Origin of the sequence: Bacteroides faecichinchillae JCM 17102, assembly GCF_000614145.1 — a bacterium.
GTDB lineage: Bacteria > Bacteroidota > Bacteroidia > Bacteroidales > Bacteroidaceae > Bacteroides > Bacteroides faecichinchillae.
Genome location: NZ_BAKK01000125.1, coordinates 1 through 979 on the forward strand (window position 1 = coordinate 1; position 979 = coordinate 979).

Annotated in this window: 1 pseudogene; it reads left to right on the top strand. The window is 44.4% G+C overall.

Annotated elements, in window-relative coordinates:
- Positions 1-979, top strand: a pseudogene (locus JCM17102_RS21045) (RHS repeat-associated core domain-containing protein); the annotation flags it as partial.

Below are 979 nucleotides of genomic sequence, written 5' to 3' on the forward strand. Positions count from 1 at the left end.
GGACCTGACGTGTACCCTGTACAGTTTTACCGGTAAACCGACACAGGTAAAACAGGTACACACTGTTCCCGGAAAAGAAACGATCACTGAAGTCAGGCAGCATACGTATGACCATGCGGACCGCTTGCTCAGGACGAGTTATCAGTTGAATACTGATGCTCCGGTTACGCTGGTGGATCATGTGTATGATGAGTTGGGACGGTTGAAGTCGGACCGCAGGAATGGGAATGGTAAGTTGAGGAGTGATTATGCGTATAATGTCCGTTCGTGGATGAAGAGTGTCAGTGGCCCGTTGTTCAGTCAGACGCTTAATTATCAGGAATCAATGGCCGGTACTATTCTTTGTTACAATGGTAACATCAGCAGTATGTCCTGGAAGGCGGGAAGTGAAACAACAGACCGGGGTTATCGTTTTACGTATGACGGTCTTTCCAGACTGAAGGATGCCACTTATGGGGAAGGTAACGATCTTACGACTAACCCCAACCGTTTTAATGAACAGATTACCGGTTATGACAAGATGGGTAATATCCTGAAACTGAAACGTTACGGACAGATTTCTTCAGCAGCTTACGGATTGGTTGATGACCTGAGTTTGACTTATAATGGTAATCAGTTGCTTGCTGCAAAGGATATTGCGACAAGCGGTGTTTATGGTAATGGGACTGATTTTAAGGATGGTGCCAATCAGACGACAGAGTATACTTATGATAAAAACGGTAATCTGATTAAGGATTTGAACAAGAATATTAGTAGTATTGGATATAATTGTTTAAATTTGCCTGACCAGGTGATCTTTGGTAATGGTAACAGTATCCTATATGATTATGGGGCGGACGGGACGAAGCTTCGCACTGTACATACGACGGGGTCTACTACCTTGACAACGGATTACTGTGGGAATGCGGTCTATGAGAATGGTGTGCTGAAGATGTTGCTCAATGAGGCGGGGTATGTGAGTTTCCCGGATAAAAAGTAT